The following is a 19,133-nucleotide window of genomic DNA, read 5'->3' as shown; positions in this document are numbered from 1 at the left end:
CAACGGGTTGCCACGCCACCCCCAGGAGGACTGGCAGGCTTCGCGATGACTGGAGCTTGTAACGATGATCAGCAGGGCTGTCAAACTAACACTTGATTTTCTCTCGGACTTTGGCAGCGAAACAGGTCGAAGAGGACGCCCATGAACGACGCCGCGACACTGCTTCCGGAAGACGAGGCCCGAGCCCGAATCCTGGCCCTGGCGATGCCGTTGTCCGCCGAGTGGGTGGCGCTCGAGGACGGCCTGGGACGCACGCTGGCGGAGGACGTGATGGCCCAGCGCACCCTGCCCCCTTGGGACAACTCGGCGATGGACGGCTACGCCGTGCGCGCGGCCGACCTGGCTGGGGCCCTGCCCGTGAGGCTGCCCGTGCTGGAGACCGTCTTCGCGGGAGGCGCACCGCGTCAAGAAGTCCGGCCGGGCACCTGCGTGCGCATCATGACCGGAGCCCCGCTTCCCTCGGGCGCGGACGCGGTGGTGATGCGCGAGCGCGTCCGCCCCGTGCCCGACGGTGGCGCGGACGAAGTCGACGTCCTGGAGGCCGTGGTGCCCGGCCAGTTCGTGCGGCCCCGCGGTGAAGACGCGCGCGAGGGAGAGCTGCTGCTGGCCCAGGGAACGCCCCTGGGCATCCCGGAGCTGGGGCTGCTCTGGGGTCAGGGCATGCTGTCCGCGCCCGTTCCGCGCGCGCCCCGGGTGGCCATCCTCTCCACGGGTGATGAGCTGTGCCGGGCCGACGAGGCGCCTCGTGGCCGCATCGTCGACACCAACGCCCCATCGCTCGCCCTCGCGGTGCGCCGCGCGGGAGGGCTCCCGTCCCTGCTGGGCATCGCCCAGGACACGCGGGACAGCGTGGCGGAGGCGCTGTCCCGCGCTCACGGTTTCGACGTGGTGCTCACCAGCGCGGGCGTCTCCGTGGGCGAGCGCGACTACGTGAAGGAAGTGCTCGCCGCCATCGGCGTGGAGCAGCACCTGTGGCGCGTGGCCATCAAGCCCGGCAAGCCCCTGGTGGTGGGCAAGCGTGGATCCACCCTCTTCTTCGGGCTGCCGGGCAACCCCACCTCGTCGCTGGTCACCTTCGAGCTCTTCGTCAGGCCCACGCTCCGCAAGCTGCTCGGCCATGCCGACGTCGCGCCCGCCCGGGTCTCCGGCCGGCTGGAGGGGAAGCTCGCCAAGCCCCCGGGCCTGGCCCACTTCGTCCGGGTGGTGGCCTCCTGGAAGGACGGGGCGCTCTGGGCCCGCCCCCTGTCCACCCAGACGTCCGGCGCGCTCCGGTCCGCCGCGGCCGCCACCCACCTGCTGCACTTCGCACGGGAAGCCAGCAGCTTGTCTCATGGAGATCCGGTGGAATTGCTTCCCGTCTCCTGGGGAGCTTGAGAAACCCGGACCGGCCGTCAGGCATCCTTCCGGCGGTCATCGGGCGGGGGTCCTCTGAGAGTCCGCCTTGACTATCGCTCGTGGGAGCACCAAACAGGGTGCTTCGCATCTGGAGATTGAACCATCATGTCGGACACTCGCTCACCCCAGCCTCTTCCGACCCGGAAGCCGACCCAGCATCTGGAGCGCTTCTCGGAGGCGGATATCCCCACGAGCCGGGGACCGCTGAGGACCGTCGTGTTCAGGGACCGGCGCAACGGCCGGGAGCATGTCGCCCTGGTCGCGGGCGACGTCACCGGGGTGGAGGGGGTGCCCGTTCGTATTCACTCAGAGTGTCTGACGAGCGAGGTCTTCGGCAGCCTCAAGTGCGACTGCAAGGAGCAGTTGGACCGGGCGCTGGACTTCATCACCCAGCAGGGACTGGGCGTGGTGCTCTACCTCCGGCAGGAGGGGCGCGGCATCGGCCTGGGGAACAAGATCAAGGCGTATGCCCTCCAGTCCAAGGGGCTGGATACCTACGAAGCGAACCGGCAGCTCGGGTTCGCGGACGACCTTCGCAGCTACGACATCGCCGCGGAGATGTTGCGCTCGTTGGATGTGCGCTCGGTGGACCTCATCACCAACAATCCGCTGAAGATCGCCGGCATGGTCGAGGAAGGCATTCCCGTCCTGCGTCGAATCCCTTCCCGGACCGAGCACAATCCGCATAACCTCGACTATTTGAGGACGAAGCGCGAGCGTACGGGGCACCTGATTGAGCTCTTCGCCGAGGACGACGACACGGAAGCCCAAGCTGGCTGAGAAAACGCCTGTGCGGCGACGGAACACCGTCGCGCGCAATCAAGCCCGCGTGCCCTTCGAGGTGCGCTTCTGGGGCGTGCGAGGTTCCATCCCCGCCCCTGGCCCACAGACGAGGCGGTACGGCGGCAACACGCCTTGCGTCGAGATCCGATGCGGGGAGGAGCTGCTGATCTTCGACCTGGGCTCGGGAGCGCGAGCGTTGGGTGACTCGCTGCTGGCGGCGGCGGGTGGGCCGGTGCGCGGCAACATCTTCATCACCCACTACCACTACGACCACCTCCAGGGTCTCCCCTTCTTCGCGCCCATCTTCGTCCCCACGAGTGAGCTGACGATGAACGGGCCAGCGAGGAACGGACGCACCACCCGGGAGCTGCTCAGCGGGCACATGGTGCAGCCGTACTTCCCGGTGACGGCGGAGGGGACGTTCCGCGCGAAGGTCACCTACCGGGACCTGCCAGCGGACGGGACGCTGCAGCTGGGGCCCGCCAAGGTCCAGTGGTTGGAGCTGAACCACCCAGGTGGAAGCCTGGGCTACCGCGTGGAGTGCGGTGGACGCACCGTGGTGTACGCCACGGATGTGGAGCACGGCAGCGACATGGACTCGGGGATGTTCGAGTTCGCGCGCGGCGCGGACCTGTTCATCTATGACTCCATGTACACCGAGGACGAGTACCACGGCCGCGGTGGGCCGGCTCGCACGGGCTGGGGTCACTCGACGTGGCAGGCCGCCGTGGCCGCGGCGAACGCGGCCCAGGTGAAGACGCTGGTGCTCTTCCACCACGACCCGAACCGCGATGACGCGGCGATGGACAAGCTGCTGCGGCAGGTCCGCAAACATCGCCCCGAGGCCATCGCCGCCAAGGAAGCGATGGTCATCAAGCTGTAGCCGCCCGAGGGCGCGGGGAGCTCAGCCTCCGCGCCCCGCCACCGCGCGCTTCACCGTCTCGCGCAGCCCCACGAAGGGGAGCCGCTCCAGCGCTGTGGGCACGTCCACCCACTCGAAGGCATCGTGCTCGGGTCCCAGGCGCACCGGGGCATCCGGCGAGACGTGGACAGCGAAGCCACTCTCCTCCGCGAGGACGGGAGGAAGGGTCTCCCCCACCGCGAAGGCATGACGGTAGGCCAGGTCGTCGACGGGGAGACGCAGCCCCGTCTCCTCCTCCAACTCGCGCGCGGCGGCCTGGGCAGGGGTTTCGTCGGACTCCACGCGGCCCGTCAGGATCTGCCAGAAGCCCCCTCGCTCCGGGCTGCGACGCACGAGCAGCACGCGCGCCTCCGCGCCATGGCCGCGCACGACGGCGATGCTCACCGTGCGCAGGGGCGCGGGAGCCTCCACGCGCTCACTGTCGAAGACGGCGCAGAAGCTTCGAGCCAGGGCCTCCTGCACGTCGGGCAAGGAGACGGTGTGCCCTCGCTCGCGCTGCATGGAGGTGACGCCGGCCTCGCGAATGCCGCAGGGGACGATGAAGCGGAAGTGCTCCATCTTCGTGTTCACGTTGAGCGCGAAGCCGTGGGTGGTGAGCCAGCGGGAGATGTGGACACCGATGGCGGCGATCTTCCGCGCGTCGGGGTCGCCCTCCTCTCCAATCCAGACGCCGGGCCACTTGGGGATGGGCCCCGCGGTGATGCCCCACTCGGACAGGACCTGCATGATGGAGCGCTCGACGTCGCGCACGTAGCGGCGGACGTCCCGGCGCGCCTCGGGGAGCAGGAAGATGGGGTAGCCGACGATTTGACCCGGGCCGTGGTAGGTCACGTCGCCACCGCGATTGGTCTCGAAGACCTCCACGCCCTCGGCGGCGAGACTCTCGTCCGGCGCGGTGATGTTCTCCCGCTTCGCCCCTCGCCCGAGCGTGAGGACGGGCGGGTGCTCCAGCAGGAGCAGCACGTCTCCGCTCAGCCCCTCCCGGCGCGAGTCGCCGAAGAGGCGCATCAGGTTGAGGCCGTCTTCGTACTCCACCCGGCCGAGCCGGTAGACGGTGATGGTGTTCACGACGTTCCCTTCCGCCGACCCTTCCGAGTGGAGGGCGGCTTCGTCACTGGCTCGAGCTCCCATGTTCCGCTGGGAACCCTGTTGAGGAGGGCATTCAGCTCATGGCCCGCGCGAGGAGAGCGCTCCGCCTCCGCGGCGAACACGGCCAAGGCGTCGTCGGAGAGGGACGTCGCCGGCTCCCGACGAGCAAGGGTCGCCCGAGCCATCTCGACATAGTCCGCGCGCGAGGGCTGTCGCAGGGACACCAGCACCTGGACATGCTCCAGGACGCTCACCGGGAGGAGGCCGCGCACCGCGCGAGACAGCACCTCCGTGGTGGGAACGAAGAGCCGTGCGGAGCCGCCTCGCAGCGCGAGCGTGCCTGCGTCCGCCGACTGCCCACGCGCGCTGAGGACCACGGTGGGCCGGGATGCTCTCGTGAGGAAGGTCGCGAGCGCGGCCCATCGCTCGGTGCCCAGGCGCTCCACGTCTTCGATGAACAGCGGCGTGGACGACACGTCCTCGGCGAGCGAATCGACGTTCGCCATGACGCCCCTCCCCTGCCGCTGGAACATCCGCAGCAGGGTGCTCTTCCCGCAGCCTTCGCCGCCCACGAGGAGGACACAGCGGACACCCGACTGAAGCGCGGCCTCCAGTTGCGTGCGCAGCTCGGGCTGGCCCACGAAGTCCCGCTCGGTGCTGGTGCGCGGTGCCGCACGAGCGCGCACGGGCAGCGGCACGGGACTCACGTCCGCGAGGAGTGACGAGGACTCCGTCAGACACGCCTTGCAGATGAACGCGCCCGCGGGCCCCGCCACCAGGTCACCGACCTCCGCGCGAGGGCGACAACAGAACGAGCACCACGCATCGAGCGAGACGTCCGCGCGCGTGGGTCCTCGCTCGATGATGCGAGCCTCCCGCCTCCGACGTGGAGGAGCCTCCTCCGCGGACGCCTCCCGCGACGCCGAAGCCGCCTGCTCCATCGAAGCCGGCGCCGTGACACCCGTCGGATCAACAGCAGCCGCGACCCGTGCGAGCTGAACCTCCAATCGCTGCAGGTCCTCGCTCACTTCTTCATCCAGGACCCACGCCGCGACCTCGGCGGACTTCTCGACGGCCGGGTGCTCCACCGCCTGCAACGTCTCGGCGACGAGCCGCTGCCGACGCGCCTCGTCGACCGGGGAGCCACGAACCTCGCGCTCCGGGCTCGGGGGCACGACAAGCTCCGGCCCCACGCTCTTCGCAGCGGGGGGCGACAGGCGGAGCTCGGGCTCCGCGCCTCCTGACTCCGACAAGCCCTCGAGGCGACCGACTTCCTCGAGGAGGTCCTGACGGCTCGCATCCAGCCGGCGCGCGTGGCGCAGCAGTTGGAGCGCGCGGGCCAGGTTGCCCGCCTCGCGATACGCGGCCGCGGCCCGCTGGAGGTACTCCACCGCGAGGGACACATCTCCCCGCAGCTCGGCGGACTGCGCGGTGCGGATCAGCTCGCGAGGGTTCTCGGCCATACGGACAGAGCCTAACCGCCTTGGTACGCCATCGCCCTGCTCCGAATCACGCCAGCGCCCGTCGAGCGAGCGGGCAGCCCGTCCTCCGGGCCCTGCCCGACGACTCGGGGTCAAGCAGGCTCGGGCCTCACTTCCATGCCCGAGCCCACCCGCGGCGACCTCACGCCATCGCCAGGAACAGCAGGTCCGGCTTCTCCAGGTACTTGATGACTTCGTAGACGAAGTCCGCCGCCACGGAGCCGTCGATGACGCGGTGGTCGCAGGAGAGCGACAGGTTCATCATGTCGCGAACCACGACCTGGTCATTCACCACGGCCGGGCGCTTCTTGAGCTTGTGCACGCCCATGATGCCCACCTCGGGGTGGTTGATGATGGGCGTGGCGAACAGGCCGCCACTCTGCCCCAGCGAGGTGATGGTGAAGGTGCCGCCCGTCAGCTCCTCCATCTTCAGCTTCCGCTCACGCGCCGCCACGCCCAGGCGCGCCGTCTCCTGCGCCAGCTCCGCCAGCGTCAGGCGATCCGCGTTCTTCACCACCGCCACCGTGAGGCCATCCGGCGTCGCCACGGCCATGCCGATGTTGTACTCGCCACGCACCACCAGCTCCTGCGCCGCCTCATCGAAGTTGGCGTTCAGGTGCGGGAACTTCTTCAGCGCGGCGATGGTCGCCTTGATGATGAACGGCAGGTAGTTGAGCTTGGTGCTGTCTCCCGCCGCCGCGAGCTGCTTGTTCAGCCGAGCCCGGAGCGCCACCAGGTCCGTCGCATCCACCTCTTCCACGAAGGCGAAGTGCGGCATGGTGAACTTCGACCGCACCATCTTCTCGGCGATCTTCTTGCGCAGGCCCCGCAGGGGAACGCGCTCGTCCGAGCGACCCGTGGACAGCGCGGGAACCGCGGGACGCGCCTGAGCGGGCGCCACCACCGCGTTCTTCGACTCCCCACCCTCCATCGCGGCGAGCACGTCCGCCTTCGTCACCCGACCCTGCGGACCGCTGCCCGCGATGGTCGCCAGGTCCAGTCCGTGCTCGCGCGCCATGCGCCGAGTCACCGGCGTGGCCAGCACCTTCGTCGCCTGGGCGGGCGCCGCGGTGGCCGCCGGAGCGGAAGCCGCCGCCGGGGCCTGCGCCGCAGCGGGCACCGCACCGTGACCCGCCGCCTGCGCCGGAGCCGCGCCTTCAATCTCCAGCGTGACGAGGAGCTGGTGCACCTTCGCCATGTCCCCTTCCTTGCCGTGCGTCTGCACGACGCGCCCGGCCTTCGGGCTGGGGACGGTGACGGTGGCCTTGTCCGTCATCACCTCGGCAAGCACCTGGTCTTCCTTCACGACGTCGCCGGACTTGACGTGCCACTTGACCAGCTCTCCCTCCATCACGCCTTCGCCGAGGTCGGGGAGCTTGAATTCAAAGGTTGCCATGCGGGTGTCTTTCCGAGAGGAACGGGGGGTTGCGTCAAGCCACGAAACGAAGCCCGGTCAGCCGAGCCGCTCGAGGCGCTCGCGCTCCATCAGGCCCTTCATAAAGAACTCGGCGGCCCGGTAGCTGGAACGGACCAGCGGCCCCGAGGCGACGTAGAGGAAGCCGTACGACTCCGCCAGCTTCTTGTACGACTCGAACTGCGCCGGAGTCACGAAGCGCTCCACGCGCAGGTGGTACTGCGACGGCTGGAGGTACTGTCCAAGAGTGAGCACATCCACGCCCACCTCGCGCAGGTCCTTGAAGGTCTGCTCCAGCTCCGCGTCCGTCTCGCCCAGGCCCACCATCACGGACGTCTTGGTGTAGAGGCCCTCCGGGCGGCGCTTCAGGTAGTCCAGCACGCGCAGCGACTGGCGGTAGGTCGCGCGGCGATCTCTCACCGTCGGCGTCAGCCGCTCCACCGTCTCCACGTTGTGCGCGACGACGTGCGGCTTCGCCTCCGCGACCGTCGTCAGGTCCTTCTCCACGCCCTTGAAGTCGGGGATGAGCACCTCGACGATGGTGCGCGGGCTCTCGCGGCGCAGCTCGCGGATGGCGGACGCGAAGTGGCTGGCACCTCCATCCGGCCGGTCATCGCGGTTCACCGACGTGACGACGATGTACTCGAGGTCCATCTCCTTGACGGCCTGGGCCAGGTGGATGGGCTCCATCGGGTCCAGCGGTGGAGGTGCCCCCACCTTCACGTGGCAGAAGCGGCACGCGCGCGTGCAGACCTCGCCCATCAACATCACCGTGGCCGTGCCACCGCCCCAGCACTCGGCGATGTTCGGGCAGCGAGCCTCTTCGCACACGGTCGCCAGCTTCGTGCGCTTCACGATGGCTTTGACTCGCTCGTACCCCTCGCCGTGGGGCAACCGCACCTTCAGCCATTCCGGCTTGCGGGAGGTCTCAGGCACCTGGGGAAGAGGAAACCGATCAGGAGTCGCCATGGGTCGCGGGCCTTCTATGGTTTGGGCGGAAGACGTTCAAGCGGGAAGCCTCTAACGCGAGGCGTCAGCATCCGCCGGGCCTTCGCGCAAGTCCTTCCCCTTCTAATGCCCCCGCATTCTCCAGGCAGTGGGCACGGCATGACCCGCCTCGAGGCCCTCGGAGCCCCACGGCCAGCCAGCCCTCCGCTGGTCCACCCGCGTGGCGGAAGCACCGGGGCGCGAGCGGGGACATGACAAGGCCGTCCACGGAGACGTGCTCCGGGACGGCCTGAGCGGGCTTCCGGTGAGGAAGCCCGGGGGGCGTCAGGCGCCGACTAGAAGTGGCGCGGATGGCCCAGCGTGGCCTCGGCGCCCTCGTGGACGATCTCCGAGAGCGTCGGGTGGGCGTGGATGGTGCCCGCCAGCTCCTCGGTGGTGATCTCCAGCTTCAGCGCGACGCAGGCCTCGGCCAGCAGCTCCGTGGCGTGGGGGCCGATGATGTGGATGCCCAGCACCTCGTCGTACTTCTTGTCGGAGACGATCTTGATGAGGCCACCCGACTCGTTGGTGATGGCCGCCTTCGTCACCGCGCCGAACGGGGCGTTGCCGATCTTGACGTCGTAGCCGCGCTCCTTGGCCTTCTTCTCCGTGAGGCCCACGGAGGCGACCTCGGGGTAGCAGTAGGTCGCGGACGGCGTGAGGTCGTAGTTGATGGGCTGCGGGTTCTTCCCCGCGATGTGCTCCACCGCCACCACGCACTCCGCGCTCGCCATGTGGGCCAGCATCGGGGTCGGGATGACGTCGCCCACGGCGTAGACGTTGGGCTCGCTGGTGCGCAGCATCGAGTCGACCTTGATGAAGCCGCGGTCGGTCTTGATGGACGTCTTGTCCAGACCCACGTCCTCCGTCACGGGCGCGCGGCCCACGGCGGACAGGAGGATCTCCGCCTCGAGCGTCTTCGTCTCGGTGCCCACCTTCATGGTGACGCGCACGCCGTCGGCCGTGTGCTCCACCTTCTCCACCGCCGAGCCCGTGTGCACGTCGATGCCACGGCGGCGGAAGGTCTTCTCCAGCTCCTTGGAGATGTCCGCGTCCTCGATGGGGAGCAGCGCGGGCAGGTACTCCACGATGGAGGTCTTGCTGCCCACGTGGTTGAAGACGGACGCGAACTCACAGCCCACCGCGCCGGCGCCCAGGACGATGATGCTCTTGGGGACGCGGTCGATCTGCAGGATGGAGTCGCTGTTCATCACGCGCTTGTGGTCCACCGGAACGTTCGGCAGGGACTTGGGCACCGAGCCCGTCGCGATGATGATGTTCTTCGCCTCCAGGACCTGCTTCGTCCCGTCGGCGGCGGTGACCTCCACCTTGCCCTTGCCAGCGATGCGGCCATGGCCCTTGATGACCGTCACCTTGTTCTTCTTCATCAAGAAGTCGATGCCGTTGGCACCCTTGGTGACGACCTTGTCCTTGTGCTTCATCGCGTTGGGCCAGTTGACCGTCGGGCTCGACACGTCGATGCCGAAGTCGCTCGCCTCGCGGACATGGTGGAACAGCTCCGCCGTCCACAGCAGGGACTTGGTGGGGATGCACCCGCGATGGAGGCAGGTACCGCCCAGACGCTTGTCCTTCTCGATGATGGCCGTCTTCAGCCCGAGCTGCCCCGCGCGGATGGCACCCACGTAGCCGCCAGGGCCCGAACCGATGATCACCACGTCGAACGTCTCAGCCACGCACGCCTCCGTCTATTTTTGCGGATGGAACCCGGTGGGGCTGATAACCCCCGCTCCCGGTTGGAATCAAGGAGATTGCTCGTGCGCCGTTACCCGCTCAGAACCCTCCTCTTGATGCTCGTGGCGTTGATCGCCTTCGGTCGCCTGTGGTGCGTGACGCACCAGGATGAAAAGGCCGCCGCCCCGTCCTCGTCCCCACGAGCCGCCGCTCCCCCGGTCGCCCCCGCTCCGCCCGCCCTCTCCCTGGACTGCCGCGCGCTGGAGCAGGCCCTGGCCGCCCCCTTGCGCACCCCGGACGACCCCCAGGTCGTGGCCGAGGCCCGCAAGAGGCTGGAGTCCTGTCCTCGACCTCCCCCTCGCGCCTGTGAGATGGCTCCCGCACTGGCCGCCCGCGCGCCCTTCTCCCAGGGGGCGGATACCCCGCTGCGAGGCCTGCTCGGAGCGCTGTGCGAGCGGTGCGCGGGGGCCGTCAACGCCTGCGCCGAGACGGTGTCCCGAGCCATGCTCGAGGCCGCCATCGGTCGTCCGCTCAACATTCAGGAGCTCCAGTGGAACCTCGAGCACGCGGGCCCGGGGACCCCCTCCGCCTGTGACGCGGTCGTCAGGTTGGGGCTCGCCCCCGCCGCGCAGGCGGATATCGAGCTGCCGGCCGGAGTGCTCCCCCTCGTCGAGGGACTGTCCCCGGCCTGCCACCGCGTCGGGCTGCTGCCGCCCTCCGTCCTGGCCGCCGCGGTGGTCCAGCAGGGCGACCGCGCGCCCGCGCTGAAGGCCCTGGCCCAGACGACGAAGCCCGGGGCGACCTCGGTGCTGAAGCCGGATCAGGTGTCGGGGGCACAGTCCGCGCTCCTGGCCTTCGATGGTGACCCGGGGACACACGTCGCCGTGGCGTCCGCGCCGCAGCAACATCGCTGGGCGGCGGATGGTGCCCTCCGCGCGAGCTACTCGCCTCCGCTGAAGAGCGTGGCCTCGTTCCGCCTCAAGGCCCAGGGCCCGGGCACGCTCCGAGCCATCGTCCGCACACCGAAGGGCGCGGGACTGAAGGACCCGGAAGCGGGGACCTCGTTCGTCAACCCCACCGTCTGCCAGTACCAGGGCAAGGGCGAGTGGGAGACCTGCGAGCTTTCGGCCTCCCTGACGGACGTGGAGGCGATCAGCGTGTTCCCCGCGCGCGCCGACGGGAAGCTCCACGAACTGGAGGTTCGCGGCGCGCGATGAACCGGGGCGGCCTCACATCACGAGGCCGCGCTCCTTGGCGAGCTGGAAGATGGGCGCCGCGTCCTTCTTGAGCACGGCGCTGACGTCCTTGATGATCGCATCCCCCGACTTCGCCACCGAGAGGTAGTTGTCGAAGGTGCGGGTCAGGATGAGCACGCCGGAGATGATGACGCGCTGAAGGTTGTGCTGCAGGTCGGTGCCCTCGTAGATGAGCCACGCCTGCTCGATGCACGTCCTCCTCGAGTCCACGAGGAAGTTGTTGAGGATGGTGCGCTCGTTCGCGTCGGGAACCTTGGACTTCGGGCTCACCGAACCAACGTAGATGAGGCGCGTACCAAGCCGCTGCATCGCTTCTTCCATCTGGACCAATATCGCCGCGACATCCTCCTTGGTTGGAGGATTCAGCCAACGCGAGAAGATGACTCGGTCGATGAGCTCTGCCTTGTACGTGGTGGGGCCGTTCACGATGCCTCCGGTGAGGCGGACGGTTTCAAATCGAAAAGAAGCGCCCGGCCGGCGTTCTCCACTGCGCCGCGCGTCCGGATGTGTAGCAGGAACACTCCTTTCATTGAAGTGAGTCACTGATAGCTGCGCTCAAATTCGTCGGGGCCCCTCCCATCTCCGGGATTCAGTCGTGACGGACAAATTCATCCGGGTCGACGCTGACACGGCGTCCCGGCACCCGACCGAGACGCTGAGAGCCCATCTCATCCAGCATTGCCAGGAAGTGATGGCTTCACTGCACGCCGAGCGAGGACAGCTTTCACGTCGTCCAGTCCAAGGCCCAGGGGTCTGATGGCGACCAGCAGGTGATAGAGGAGATCCGCGGCCTCCTCCACGGCGCGATCAGCATCCGCGTCCGCGCAGGCCGTCACCAGCTCCGCGGCCTCTTCCCCCACCTTCTTGAGGCGCAGGTTGCGGTCCGCGAGCAGGCGGTGGGTGTAACCAGGTTTCTCTCCGGGCCCCGGCGCACGTGCCGCGCGATCAGCCAGCGTGGCATCGAGCGCGGCCAGGCCATCCCCGCTCCCCGGACCGAAGCAGGACGCTTCACCGGTGTGACAGGCGGGCCCCGCCTTCTCCACGCGCGCGAGGACGGTGTCGCCGTCGCAGTCCGCGCGGAGGGAGACCACGCGTTGGGTGTTCCCGCTGGTCGCGCCCTTGTGCCAGAGGCCCCGCGTGCGAGAGCGATAGTGCATCTCTCCCGTGGAGACGGTGTGCTCCATGGCCTCCCGGTCCGCGTGCGCCACCATCAACACGTCTCCGGTGCGCGCGTCCTGGGCCACCACCGTCACCAGCCCGTTCCCCTTGGTGAAGTCGAGTCTGTCCAGGTCCAACATCACGGGCCTCCTGTCGCGCCCAGCCGCTCGCGAACGGCCCGTGCCAGCAGCCCGTTGGTGGCGATGCCGCTTCCGCCGAAGGACGTCTTTCGCCCCGTCCAGTCGGAGAAGACGCCGCCGGCCTCCTCGATGATGGGCTGGAGCGCCGCCGCGTCCCAGGGGGACAGCAGCTCGTCCACCATCACCTCCGCGCGACCGGTGGCGACCATCAGGTAGCCGTAGCAGTCGCCCCAGGTGCGGGATACGGCCGCTTCACGCGTGAGTCGCCGCCAGGCCTCGCCGCGCTCGGGGTACGTGAGGAAGCGCTCGTCTGTGCAGAGCACCACCGCGCGCGAGAGGTCCGCCTGGCGCGACACCTGCGTGTGGGAGTCATTCAGGAAACACCCCTCCCCTGGCGCTGCGACCAGCAACTCCCCCACCGCGGGGAAGTACGCAGCCCCCACGAGGATGCGGTCCCCCTTCGCCAGCGCCACCAGCGTGCCCCACAGCGGGACGCCGCGGATGAAGGTCTTCGTCCCGTCGATAGGGTCCAGAATCCAACGGCGCTCGGCTCCGGGCCGCGTCTCCCCGAACTCCTCGCCGAGGATTCCGTCCTCTGGGAAACGGGCCTCCAGCCACTCGCGCGCGGTCTGCTCCGCGGTGCGGTCCGCCACGGTGACGGGCGTGCCGTCGCTCTTGGTGTCCACCGCGATGCCGCCTCGGAAGAACCCCAGCGCCACGTCGCCCGACTTGCGCGCCACTTCCGTCGCCGCCTGCATCAGTCCTTGGATACTCGTCATGTCGTGCTCCGAATCGGAAGGCCGCTCGCGAGGAGCAGCGACTTGATGGCGCCCACCGTGGTGAGCCCCTCGTGGAGGATGCCCGCCACCAGCGCGGCGTCCGCGCCGCCTCGCACGAGCCCCTCTCGCACGTGCTCCGCGCAACCCGCGCCCCCGGAGGCAATCACGGGCACATCCACCGCGTCCGCCACCGCGCGAGTCAGCTCCAGGTCATACCCCGAGCGGGCCCCGTCCTGGTCGATGCTGGTGAGGAGAACCTCGCCAGCGCCTCGTGCCACACACTCCCGCGCCCAGGCCACCGGCTCCAGGTCCGTGGACTTCCGCCCTCCATGGGTGTGCACGCGCCAGCGAGGCCCGTCCCGCCGCGCGTCGATGCTCGCCACCACACACTGCGCGCCGAACCGCTCCGCGCATTCCGTGAGCAGCTCGGGACGAGCCACCGCCGCCGAGTTGATGCTCACCTTGTCCGCGCCCGCACGCAGCGCCCGGCCGACGTCCTCCACCGTGCGCACTCCGCCTCCGACGGTCAGCGGGATGAACAGCCGCTCCGCGGTGCGGCGCACCAGGTCCCAGAGCGTCTCCCGCTCCTCGACGCTCGCGGAGATGTCGAGGAACGTCACCTCGTCCGCGCCCTCCCGCTCGTAGCGCAGGGCCAGCTCCACCGGGTCGCCCATGTCGCGGAGGCCCTCGAAGCGGACGCCCTTCACCACCCTGCCGCCCTTCACGTCCAGACAGACGATGAGTCGTCGCGTCAGCATTCGCGCACCTCCAGGGCCACGGTGCCCTTCATGCTGAACACCGTGCCCGTGTCCACCATCGCGTCCCGAAGTGAGAGGCCCAGCGCCTTGAACGCCGCCTCCGTGACGTGGTGGCTGTCTCGCCCTCGCAGGACGCGCAGGTGCAGCGTCACCTTCGCGTGCTCGCAGAACGAGCGCATCCAGTGCTCGTAGAGACGGTTCTTCAGGGGTCCCTCGTAGAAGAAGCGTCCACCCGCATCGAGGCAGGCCTGCACCAGTGCGTCGTCCATCGGCAACGTCCTCTCCGCGAAGCGCGCCGCCGTGGCGGGAATCACCCGCTGCACGGCGGTGCCCAAGGTGATGGCCACGTCCTCCATCACGTGGTGGGTGAGGTCGCCCCGCGCGTGGAGCGTCATGTCGAGCCCCGCGTAGCGCGCGAAGGTGGACAGCATGTGGTCGAAGAACTTGAGCCCCGTGTCCACCTGCGTCGTGCCACGTCCCAGGGACAGCTCCACACGGACCTTCGTCTCCTTCGTCTCTCGCGTGACGGTGGTCATTCCGAGAACTCCCGCGCGACTTCGCGCGCATCCAGTCGCCCCGTGTACAGCGCCATGCCGATGACCGCCCCGTAGGCACCCACCGACGACAAGCCTCGCAAGTCCTCCAGGGTCGTCACCCCGCCCGACGCGTAGAGCCGGTGACGCGTCCGCGACACCACGTCGCGCATGAGCAACAGGTCCACGCCCTCGAGCTGCCCTTCCTTGTGCACCGCCGTCACCAACAGTCCGCCCAGCGGCAACGGCTCCAGTGCCGCGAGCACCTCGTCGAGCGCTCGACCACTGCCGAGGGTCCACCCCCGCGTCACCACTTCACGCCCGCGCACGTCCGCGGCCACCACGACCCGCCCTGGATGACGGCTCGCCACGTCCGCGAGCCAGACCGGGTCTTCAATGGCTCGCGTCCCCACCACCACCCCCGAGGCGCCGCCCTCCAGCAGCGACGCCACCCGCGCGGCCTCCCGCACGCCACCGCCCACGGTGAAGGCGAGCCCTGGCGCTTGGGACGTCAATCGAGCGACCACGTCCGCGTTGGAGCCACGTCCCAAGGCCGCGTCCAGGTCGACGACATGGAAGTGTCTGAAGCCCACGTCGCGCCACTGTTGCAGCGCGGCCAGCGGGTCGTTCACCCGGACCCGCTCCGCGTCGTACGAACCTCCGACGAGCTGCACGCAGGCGCCCTCGCGCAGGTCGATGGCCGCAATCGCCTTCATGACGCCACCTCGCGCAAGAAGCCCTGGATGAAGGCCACGCCCGCGGCTGAGGACTTCTCGGGGTGGAACTGCACGCCGACCACCGAGCCTCGCCGCACCGCCGCGGGGAAGCGGTCCTCCTCATGGGTCGTCCAGGCCGTCACGAGGGACACATCCTGGGCTCGGCAGACGAAGCTGTTCGCGTAGTAGGCGATCTCCAGCGGAACACCAGGCACCGTGGTGTCCGCGTCCACCGGATTCCAGCCCATCTGCGGCACGCGCCTCGCGTTCAGCCGAGTCACCCGGCCCGCGAAGTAGCCGAGGCCCTGACCGGGTCCCTCGTCACTCGACTCGAACAAGAGCTGCATCCCCAGGCAGATGCCCAGGCACGGCAGCCCTCGCTCCAGGGCGGCGCGCATCGCCTCGCGTCCGGGGGCCAGTCGTGCCGCCGCCGCGCCGAAGGCTCCGACGCCGGGCAACACGAGGACCTCCGTGTCCACCGCGCGCACGGGGTCCTCCTCCACTCGCACGTCCACGCCCGGCACCGTGGTCAGGGCCTTGCCCAGCGAGTGCAGGTTGCCAGCGCCATAGTCGAACAAGGTGACCCTCATCGCAGCGACTCCCGCAGCGCCGTGAGCGCCGTCTCCAGCAAGGGCCAGGGAGCGCTGCCGATCCGCAGCGCGTCCCCCACACCCGTGAGTCCTTGGAAGGCGCGCACATTCACGTCGCGCTCGCGCATCCGCTCCGCCACCTCGGGCGCTCCGGGCACGGGCACCAGCAGGAAGTTGCCCTCGGAGGGCAGCGGCTTCAGCCCCATCGCCCGCAGGGCTTCACGAAGCCGCTCCCGGTTCGCCACCGCCTCCTGGGCCCAGACTCGAACCCAGGGTGGGTCCTCGTTCAACGTGGCCACGGCCACCGACTCCGCGAGCTGGGTGAGCTTGTACGGCCCTCGGGCCTTCTCCACTTCGGCCACCAACCTCGGGTGCCCCACGCCCCAGCCCACGCGCAGGCTCGCGAGGCCGAACGCCTTGGAGAACGTCCGCGTCACCAGCACATTCGTGCGAGTCAGCGCCAGGTCCACGAAGCCAGGGCCGCGCGCGAAGTCCGCATAGGCCTCGTCGATGATGACGACGCCCGGCGCCTCGTCCACCACGCGCTCCACCGACGCACGCGACAACACCGTGCCCGTGGGGTTGTTGGGCGAGCACAGGTAGATGACCTTCGCCCCGGTGGCGAGCAGCGCCTCCGGGTCCACATCGAAGTCCGCGCGCAGCGGCACCGCCGCGGGCCGCAGTCCATTCACCTTCGCGAACAACGGCATCATCACGAACGTGGGGTCCTGGAACGCGAGCACCTCCCCCGGCTCCAGGAACGCCCTCAGCGCGCTGTCGAGGACATCGTCGGAGCCGCACCCCGTCGTCACCCACTCGGCCTCGACCCCGAGCCCCGAGGCCAGCACGCGCCGCAGGTCGGGCGCATAGCTCCGGGGATAGCGAGCCAGCAGTTCCGCGTGAAACTCCCCCAGCTTGCGAGCCGCCGCGGGAGGCACACCAAACAGGTTGGTGTTGTCGCTCAAGTCCACGCGACACGGCTTCTTCGGCGGCGAATACGGCGAGAGGCCTTGGTAGGACGCGCGAAGGGGAATCATGCGCCCCTCCAGGCCCGCGCGGCCTCGGCGTGCGCGAAGAGTCCTTCACTGTCCGCGAGCACCCCCACGTCGTCCGCCAGCGCCGCCGACGCGGCACGCTCCACGCGCTGGAAGGTGGTCCATCGGTAGAAGTCGAGCAGGTTGAGCCCCGAGTACGCCCGCGCCAGCCCCGCCGTGGGCAGCACATGGTTCGAGCCCGTCATGTAGTCGCCGTACGCCACCGACGAGCGCTCCCCCAGGAAGACGGTGCCGGCATTGCGCACGCGCTCCAGGTCCGCCGCCGGCTCCGCCGTGGCGAGGAGCAGGTGCTCCGGTGCGAAGTCCGCCACGAAGGGCCACACCTCCTCCAGCGAGGCCACGCTCAACACCGCGCCTCGCGAGCCCAACGCCGCGTCGACAATCTCCCGCCGCTTCGCGCTCACCGACAGCGCCCGTACCTGCGCCGCGATGGCCTCCGCGACGGCGTCACCCAAGGCCACCACGACACAGGCCGCGTCCGGGTCATGCTCCGCTTGTGCGAGGACTTCTCGCGCCACCGCCTCCGGACTCGCCGTCGCGTCGGCGACGACGAGGATTTCACTCGGCCCCGCGGGCGCTTCGATGGCCACCGCGCCCACCACCTGAAGCTTGGCTTCGGCGACGTACGCATTCCCAGGCCCGACGATGCGGTCCACACGCGGCACGCTCCGTGTCCCGTACGCCATCGCCGCCACCGCGCCCGCGCCTCCCAACGCGAAGACCCGGTCCGCTCCCGCCAGCACCGCGGCGGCCAGTACACTCGCGTGAGGCAGTCCGTCGCGTCCCGGCGGTGAGCACACGATGACCTCCCCCACTCCCGCCACCTTCGCGGGGACCACGCCCATCAACACGCTGCTGGGATAGACCGCGCGGCCTCCTGGCGCATACACGCCAACCCGCCCGAGTGGGTCCGGCCTGCGCCCCACCAACACTCCCGGCTCCGTCTCCACCTCCACCGCGCGAGGACGCTGCACCTCGTGCGCCCGAGCGATGTTGCGCACGGCCCGCGTCAACGCCCGCACCAGGGAGGGCTCCAGCGCCGCCAGCGCCTCCTCACAGCGCGCCCGAGGCACCTCCAGCGAGGACAACGACACCCCATCGAACCGGCGCGCCATCTCGAAGAGCGCGCTGTCCCCATCCAGTTGGACACTCGCGATGAGCTCTCGAACCCGGGCGGCGATGCGCGAGTCGACCGCGCCACCTCGCAGCAACAACCAGCGCCGGTCCTCGGGCGACAGCCTCGCGAGGGGCCCTTGGAACCGGAGGAACGAAGGAAGCGGAGCCATCACGCCACCAACCTTTCAATCCGAGTGACGAGGATGCCTTCGCCCCCCAGGGACTTCAGGGCATTGACGGTGCGGTAGATGGCCTTCGCTGGCACCACCGCGTGCACCGCGACGAAGCGTCCTCCGTCCATCACGTCGACCACCGTGGGCCCGTTGAGCCCCGGCAACACCTCACGCACGCGAGGGAGCATCTCCTTCGGCACGTTGGCCATCACGTAGCGCTTGCCCCGCGCCGCGAGCACCGAGCCCAGCGCGAGCTTCAGCTCATCCAGCGTTCCACGCACCTCGGCGTCGTTCGCCTGGCACGCCACCAGCCTCGCGCTGGACTCCAGCACCGTGGCCACTTCTCGCAGCCCGTTCATCTTCAGCGTGGAACCAGTCGACGTCAGGTCCACCACGATGTCCGCGATGCCCAGGTGAGGGGCAATCTCCGTCGCCCCCGAGACGGGAACCACGGTGATGCGCTGCCCTCGCCGCGCGAAGTAGTCCCGCGTCAGCCGAGGGAAACACGACGCCACGCGCATGCCGTCCCGCACGTCGCTGGCCTGGCCGATGCCGCTCTCCTCACGCGCCGCGACCACGAGCCGACACCGGCCCAACTCCAGGTCCATCAGGTGCTCGAGATGCCGCCCCGCCTCGTTCACCAGATCCCACCCCGTCACCCCCGCATGCGCGGCCCCGTCCGCGACGAACTCCGGGATGTCTCGAGCACGCACGAAGATGGCCTCGAACTCACCGCCCAGCGACGCGGTGAGCGCGCGGTCTCCTCTGACACGCACCTCCAGACCCGCTTCGTTGAACAGCTCACGAACCTCTTCGGACAGACGGCCTTTGTTGGGCAGGGCAATCTTCAGCAGCATGGGTGGACCTGCGGGGGACTGCGGGGGAACGGTGGCCGCGCGGAAACGAAAAAAGGCCCGTCCGGGGGGGACGGGCCTTCGGTCGCTGCGGCAGGTGCCGGGAGGGTGGTGCGTCTAGTGGCTCACCCAGGCATGCGCATGGCGAACGGTCCCGTCGGGGCCGAGCCGATGATGCGCATGATGGGGATGCACGGTAGAGAAACGCACGGCACCATCAGTAACGGCAAAGCCCCCTCGCC

The 19,133-nt window shown here is 69.4% G+C and carries 19 protein-coding genes; 4 read left to right on the top strand and 15 right to left on the bottom strand.

What is annotated here, in order from left to right:
• Positions 1 to 141 precede the first annotated feature (141 nt).
• From MYSTI_RS18505 to MYSTI_RS18495, 3 genes are all read left to right on the top strand, one after another.
• The gene (locus MYSTI_RS18505; protein WP_015349304.1) at positions 142 to 1,374 is read left to right on the top strand and encodes a molybdopterin molybdotransferase MoeA; all 1,233 of its coding nucleotides are present in this window, start codon (positions 142 to 144) and stop codon (positions 1,372 to 1,374) included.
• A gap of 126 nt (positions 1,375 to 1,500) precedes the next feature.
• Positions 1,501 to 2,175 (top strand): GTP cyclohydrolase II, encoded by a 675-nt coding sequence (gene ribA, locus MYSTI_RS18500; protein ID WP_015349303.1) that lies wholly within the window; start codon positions 1,501 to 1,503, stop codon positions 2,173 to 2,175.
• Positions 2,176 to 2,185: 10 nt separating this feature from the next.
• A complete protein-coding gene (locus tag MYSTI_RS18495) occupies positions 2,186 to 3,061 on the top strand; it encodes an MBL fold metallo-hydrolase (protein WP_015349302.1) in 876 nt (291 codons plus the stop codon).
• 21 nt (positions 3,062 to 3,082) lie between these two features.
• Here MYSTI_RS18495 and lipB read toward each other — a convergent pair whose 3' ends face one another.
• The 5 genes from lipB to lpdA all read right to left on the bottom strand — a co-directional run bounded on the left by lipB (position 3,083) and on the right by lpdA (position 9,765).
• Complete coding sequence (lipB, locus tag MYSTI_RS18490; protein ID WP_015349301.1) at positions 3,083 to 4,168, bottom strand: lipoyl(octanoyl) transferase LipB; 1,086 nt, start codon at positions 4,166 to 4,168, stop codon at positions 3,083 to 3,085.
• Positions 4,165 to 5,652, bottom strand: a complete 1,488-nt coding sequence (locus tag MYSTI_RS18485) for a ClpX C4-type zinc finger protein (RefSeq protein WP_015349300.1) — start codon at positions 5,650 to 5,652, stop codon at positions 4,165 to 4,167. The genes lipB and MYSTI_RS18485 overlap by 4 nt, the downstream gene beginning before the upstream one ends.
• A 160-nt stretch (positions 5,653 to 5,812) precedes the next feature.
• Positions 5,813 to 7,066 (bottom strand): dihydrolipoamide acetyltransferase family protein, encoded by a 1,254-nt coding sequence (locus MYSTI_RS18480; protein ID WP_015349299.1) that lies wholly within the window; start codon positions 7,064 to 7,066, stop codon positions 5,813 to 5,815.
• A 57-nt stretch (positions 7,067 to 7,123) separates the two neighbouring features.
• Complete coding sequence (gene lipA / locus MYSTI_RS18475) at positions 7,124 to 8,053, bottom strand: lipoyl synthase (RefSeq protein WP_015349298.1); 930 nt, start codon at positions 8,051 to 8,053, stop codon at positions 7,124 to 7,126.
• 314 nt (positions 8,054 to 8,367) lie between these two features.
• The gene (gene lpdA / locus MYSTI_RS18470; protein WP_015349297.1) at positions 8,368 to 9,765 is read right to left on the bottom strand and encodes a dihydrolipoyl dehydrogenase; all 1,398 of its coding nucleotides are present in this window, start codon (positions 9,763 to 9,765) and stop codon (positions 8,368 to 8,370) included.
• Positions 9,766 to 9,846: 81 nt separating this feature from the next.
• On the opposite strand from lpdA, the gene MYSTI_RS18465 reads away from it, so the two are divergent.
• Positions 9,847 to 10,980 carry a hypothetical protein gene (locus tag MYSTI_RS18465; RefSeq protein WP_015349296.1) on the top strand — a complete coding sequence of 378 codons (1,134 nt, stop codon included), beginning with the start codon at positions 9,847 to 9,849 and terminating at the stop codon, positions 10,978 to 10,980.
• Between the two features lie 12 nt (positions 10,981 to 10,992).
• Here the strand turns inward: MYSTI_RS18465 and MYSTI_RS18460 are convergent, their stop codons facing one another.
• From MYSTI_RS18460 to hisG, 10 genes are all read right to left on the bottom strand, one after another.
• A complete protein-coding gene (locus tag MYSTI_RS18460) occupies positions 10,993 to 11,445 on the bottom strand; it encodes a hypothetical protein (RefSeq protein ID WP_015349295.1) in 453 nt (150 codons plus the stop codon).
• 242 nt (positions 11,446 to 11,687) lie between these two features.
• On the bottom strand, positions 11,688 to 12,317 hold the full coding sequence (hisIE, locus tag MYSTI_RS18455; RefSeq protein WP_015349294.1) for a bifunctional phosphoribosyl-AMP cyclohydrolase/phosphoribosyl-ATP diphosphatase HisIE: 630 nt from the start codon (positions 12,315 to 12,317) through the stop codon (positions 11,688 to 11,690).
• Positions 12,317 to 13,096 (bottom strand): histidinol-phosphatase, encoded by a 780-nt coding sequence (hisN, locus tag MYSTI_RS18450; RefSeq protein WP_015349293.1) that lies wholly within the window; start codon positions 13,094 to 13,096, stop codon positions 12,317 to 12,319. Before hisN ends, hisIE begins: the two co-directional genes overlap by 1 nt.
• On the bottom strand, positions 13,093 to 13,854 hold the full coding sequence (hisF, locus tag MYSTI_RS18445; RefSeq protein WP_015349292.1) for an imidazole glycerol phosphate synthase subunit HisF: 762 nt from the start codon (positions 13,852 to 13,854) through the stop codon (positions 13,093 to 13,095). The genes hisN and hisF overlap by 4 nt, the downstream gene beginning before the upstream one ends.
• Positions 13,848 to 14,390: an imidazoleglycerol-phosphate dehydratase gene (locus MYSTI_RS18440; RefSeq protein ID WP_015349291.1), complete on the bottom strand. Its 543-nt coding sequence runs from the start codon at positions 14,388 to 14,390 to the stop codon at positions 13,848 to 13,850. Before MYSTI_RS18440 ends, hisF begins: the two co-directional genes overlap by 7 nt.
• Positions 14,387 to 15,103 (bottom strand): 1-(5-phosphoribosyl)-5-[(5-phosphoribosylamino)methylideneamino]imidazole-4-carboxamide isomerase, encoded by a 717-nt coding sequence (locus tag MYSTI_RS18435; RefSeq protein WP_015349290.1) that lies wholly within the window; start codon positions 15,101 to 15,103, stop codon positions 14,387 to 14,389. Before MYSTI_RS18435 ends, MYSTI_RS18440 begins: the two co-directional genes overlap by 4 nt.
• Positions 15,100 to 15,693 (bottom strand): imidazole glycerol phosphate synthase subunit HisH, encoded by a 594-nt coding sequence (hisH, locus tag MYSTI_RS18430; protein ID WP_015349289.1) that lies wholly within the window; start codon positions 15,691 to 15,693, stop codon positions 15,100 to 15,102. The genes MYSTI_RS18435 and hisH overlap by 4 nt, the downstream gene beginning before the upstream one ends.
• The gene (locus MYSTI_RS18425; protein ID WP_015349288.1) at positions 15,690 to 16,730 is read right to left on the bottom strand and encodes a pyridoxal phosphate-dependent aminotransferase; all 1,041 of its coding nucleotides are present in this window, start codon (positions 16,728 to 16,730) and stop codon (positions 15,690 to 15,692) included. Before MYSTI_RS18425 ends, hisH begins: the two co-directional genes overlap by 4 nt.
• Positions 16,727 to 18,034: a histidinol dehydrogenase gene (gene hisD / locus MYSTI_RS18420; RefSeq protein WP_015349287.1), complete on the bottom strand. Its 1,308-nt coding sequence runs from the start codon at positions 18,032 to 18,034 to the stop codon at positions 16,727 to 16,729. Before hisD ends, MYSTI_RS18425 begins: the two co-directional genes overlap by 4 nt.
• Entirely contained in the window at positions 18,034 to 18,894 is an 861-nt protein-coding gene (gene hisG / locus MYSTI_RS18415) for an ATP phosphoribosyltransferase (RefSeq protein ID WP_015349286.1), read from the bottom strand. Before hisG ends, hisD begins: the two co-directional genes overlap by 1 nt.
• Positions 18,895 to 19,133: the final 239 nt, after the last annotated feature.

Source organism: Myxococcus stipitatus DSM 14675 (assembly GCF_000331735.1).
Classification (GTDB): domain Bacteria; phylum Myxococcota; class Myxococcia; order Myxococcales; family Myxococcaceae; genus Myxococcus; species Myxococcus stipitatus.
This window is presented reverse-complemented; position numbering and strand designations above follow the sequence as displayed.

Coding starts and splice junctions, on each gene's coding strand:
- MYSTI_RS18505 (WP_015349304.1), top strand. CDS start 142: ATGAACGACGCCGCGACACTGCTTCCGGAAGACGAGGCCCGAGCCCGA.
- MYSTI_RS18435 (WP_015349290.1), bottom strand. CDS start 15,103: ATGAAGGCGATTGCGGCCATCGACCTGCGCGAGGGCGCCTGCGTGCAG.
- hisN (WP_015349293.1), bottom strand. CDS start 13,096: ATGACGAGTATCCAAGGACTGATGCAGGCGGCGACGGAAGTGGCGCGC.
- hisF (WP_015349292.1), bottom strand. CDS start 13,854: ATGCTGACGCGACGACTCATCGTCTGTCTGGACGTGAAGGGCGGCAGG.
- MYSTI_RS18485 (WP_015349300.1), bottom strand. CDS start 5,652: ATGGCCGAGAACCCTCGCGAGCTGATCCGCACCGCGCAGTCCGCCGAG.
- MYSTI_RS18425 (WP_015349288.1), bottom strand. CDS start 16,730: ATGATTCCCCTTCGCGCGTCCTACCAAGGCCTCTCGCCGTATTCGCCG.
- MYSTI_RS18480 (WP_015349299.1), bottom strand. CDS start 7,066: ATGGCAACCTTTGAATTCAAGCTCCCCGACCTCGGCGAAGGCGTGATG.
- hisIE (WP_015349294.1), bottom strand. CDS start 12,317: ATGTTGGACCTGGACAGACTCGACTTCACCAAGGGGAACGGGCTGGTG.
- hisG (WP_015349286.1), bottom strand. CDS start 18,894: ATGCTGCTGAAGATTGCCCTGCCCAACAAAGGCCGTCTGTCCGAAGAG.
- ribA (WP_015349303.1), top strand. CDS start 1,501: ATGTCGGACACTCGCTCACCCCAGCCTCTTCCGACCCGGAAGCCGACC.
- hisH (WP_015349289.1), bottom strand. CDS start 15,693: ATGAGGGTCACCTTGTTCGACTATGGCGCTGGCAACCTGCACTCGCTG.
- lipA (WP_015349298.1), bottom strand. CDS start 8,053: ATGGCGACTCCTGATCGGTTTCCTCTTCCCCAGGTGCCTGAGACCTCC.
- hisD (WP_015349287.1), bottom strand. CDS start 18,034: ATGGCTCCGCTTCCTTCGTTCCTCCGGTTCCAAGGGCCCCTCGCGAGG.
- MYSTI_RS18440 (WP_015349291.1), bottom strand. CDS start 14,390: ATGACCACCGTCACGCGAGAGACGAAGGAGACGAAGGTCCGTGTGGAG.